We start from the raw sequence: 2747 nt of genomic DNA, 5'->3' as shown, positions 1-2747 counted from the left end.
TTCCCATAGACAGTATTAATTAGAGGTGTTTCTCCGGCCGCTTCGATTTTACGACGCAGTAAGCGCATCAGGGCAGGAACCACATTACTATTAGGTTGCTCCCCTTCTGACCAGAGATGCTGATAAATTTGTTCATGGGTGAGAAGTTGACCTGGATGGGTCATAAATAAAGTCAACAATTGTACTTCTTTTGCTGATAAACTGATCGTGCGACCGTGACGATAAGCCACTTGATTTTCGCTATCGAGTTCTAAATCAGCACATTTTAGTTTACTGCTATTACTAGCTTCAAAATTGGGAGAACGACGCAATAAAGCGCGGACTCTCGCTAATAATTCTCGCAGTTGAAAGGGTTTGACTAAATAATCATCAGCGCCGGCATCTAATCCCGCCACTCGATCGTCTATGGTATCCTTAGCGGTTAGAAACAAAACGGGAGTGGTGTCCCCTTGATTGCGTAAATATTGACAGATTTGTAATCCGGATTGCTGGGGTAACATCCAATCGAGAATTAAGAGGTCATAATTATTCTCTTGTGCCAATTCTAACCCCGTCCGACCATGATCAGCAATATCAACTTCATAGCCTTCTTGAGCAAGAATTTGTTCTAAGGGTTCGGTTAATTCTTTTTCATCATCAACGATAAGTATTTTCATAAAAGTAAAAAAGATGGTGTTGGGTTTTGGGGTTTTGGGGTTTTGGGGTTTTTTAGTTGAATCTCCCCATTTCCCCATATCCCCATGTCCCCATTTCTCCTAATTATCGATCTTTGGGGAATAAATTGCGCCATTCGAGAGGGATATAACTTTCAAGAAATCTAGCCATGGTTTGGTAATGACGCTGATACAAAACTCCCATATAGATAATACCAAGTCCTAGGACGGTTAGGGCAAAGGGAAAGAAAATTGAATCGGCAAAGATACGATAGGAGAGATAGGAAAGATAGGCAAATACTCCGATACCTCCGAAAACCACAAATAATCTTCTTTTTAGCAGGACGGATAATAACATCAATCCCAAGTTAATTAGACAGTACAAAAATCGTTGCGCTTCATTATCATCGATGAGGAGAGATAGACTAAACCAAAACATAATTAATCCGAATAGGTATAGCCAAAAAGCAAAATCTCCCCGACTGCGACGCTGACGTACATCAATTAAATAGGCAGTTATTAAACAGGCAATTCCAAACCAAAAGGATACCCACAGTCGCATTCTCCATATATATTCGTTCTCTCCAAATAGCAAAGGGGTTAAGTCCATTGACATATACCACAGACTAAAGGCGATCGGTGCAGTTAAAAAAGGAAATTTAACAAATCTTAAAGTTATTAATCCTGCGATAATCGTGCCTAATTCCATTAAAAACCAACCGCCTTTAGTCCAGGTATAGAAATCTGGATAAATGGCCATATTTCCGGCTTGCCAGTATCCTGTCCAGCGTTGTAAACCGTAGATTGCTAAGGGAGTCATTGCCACTGCCATGGTAAATAAAAGGCCGCCGGGGATTTTGAGATTTTGCTGAAAATAGAGATTTTTCCCCGCAAAAATAAAACAAATTGCATAAAACAGGGCGATAAAAAATAGTCCTGCACCACCGAAACTCTCCCAAGCTTCGTTCATAAACCACCCCAGGGCAGAGATAACAATTAATGCCCCAAAATAATAGGCCACATTAGCAAAATTAAAGCGAGGGCGATTAACTTCATCTTCTTGGGGATAACGGGATAAAAAAGCCGTCCATAAATTTTCAGCTTGGCTGGCAGTAATTAGGTTTTGTTGTACCGCCCAATCAAAATCTTCTCTTTCTAGTCTCATAATATTCTCTAGTCCTTAAGCTAAGATGTATTTTAACCGCCTATCCTAAGGATAAGGGAATAGGGCATAGGCGCAGATGTTAAATCCTGTAGTAAAACTTAACATTTACCGATTGCAACATCCGAAATCTGCAAAATAGAGTATAATTCAATCTATATTAACTATTATCGAAGACATCATGATAACTAAATCAGAACTCTATGAACAAGATTTTCAATTATGGCTGATAACAACAATAGGTCAGTTAGAACAAGGAGATTTTCAGGCATTAGATGTATCTCATTTGGTTGAGGAGTTAAAAGAATTGGGTAAATCAGATAAAAATGCCTTGGAAGGAAATTTAATGATTTTGCTGGCTCATTTACTGAAATTAAAAGTACAATCCTCCGCCCCTGAAAGCATGAAATCTAGCTGGTATAGCTCCATTGTCGAACACAGGGAACGAGTTATCGCCTTACTAGAAAACACCCCTTCTTTGAAATCTCATGTAGCAATCGCCATCGATAAAACCTATCCTAAAGGTCGCAAAATTGCCATCAAGGAAAGTAAATTGGCTGACTTTGGAATTGCGATTCCTCCAGAGGAAGCATATCCCTTAGACTGCCCTTTTTCCTTAGAACAGATTCTTGACGAAGATTTCTATGGCTGATAATTCATATTTAATCCATCGGCTAAGACGCTTTCAAAATGCTTCTAAAAAGTCTTCAAATCTCAAAAACTGGGAAGCTATACAAGTCACATCTGTCTCCCGATACTAAGCGATTCGACTGACTTTAAATAGAGCTTACAAGGCAACATCTCAAAAACCGCTGAGAGGTAAGATGAAAGCCACGACAGCATCTCTGGCCTCTCAGCCTATCGCCTGTGGCTGTTAGGTAGTGTCTAGCTAGTGACCAACTTCCAGGCTGAGACTGTTCTGGGGAGCCGCC

3 protein-coding genes are annotated in these 2747 nt (G+C 40.1%); 1 reads left to right on the top strand and 2 read right to left on the bottom strand.

Annotated elements, in window-relative coordinates; translation table 11 throughout:
* Positions 1–656 (bottom strand): two-component system response regulator RppA (gene rppA / locus PX481_RS07925; protein ID WP_288094249.1); only part of this gene is annotated, 656 nt, incomplete at its 3' end.
* Positions 657–759: 103 nt separating this feature from the next.
* Positions 760–1818, bottom strand: a complete 1059-nt coding sequence (locus PX481_RS07920) for a DUF2157 domain-containing protein (protein ID WP_288094247.1) — start codon at positions 1816–1818, stop codon at positions 760–762.
* Positions 1819–1996: 178 nt separating this feature from the next.
* On the opposite strand from PX481_RS07920, the gene PX481_RS07915 reads away from it, so the two are divergent.
* Positions 1997–2467 (top strand): DUF29 domain-containing protein, encoded by a 471-nt coding sequence (locus tag PX481_RS07915; protein WP_002776837.1) that lies wholly within the window; start codon positions 1997–1999, stop codon positions 2465–2467.
* Positions 2468–2747: the final 280 nt, after the last annotated feature.

The sequence above is a fragment of the Microcystis sp. M53603_WE2 genome (assembly GCF_030065435.1).
The sequence above is the reverse complement of the archived record's forward strand: the minus strand, read 5'-3'. Positions and strand labels throughout refer to the sequence as shown.

What these genes read in the sequence shown, in the direction of transcription:
- PX481_RS07920 (WP_288094247.1), bottom strand. Translation starts at nt 1,818, where the DNA reads ATGAGACTAGAAAGAGAAGATTTTGATTGGGCGGTACAACAAAACCTA.
- PX481_RS07915 (WP_002776837.1), top strand. Translation starts at nt 1,997, where the DNA reads ATGATAACTAAATCAGAACTCTATGAACAAGATTTTCAATTATGGCTG.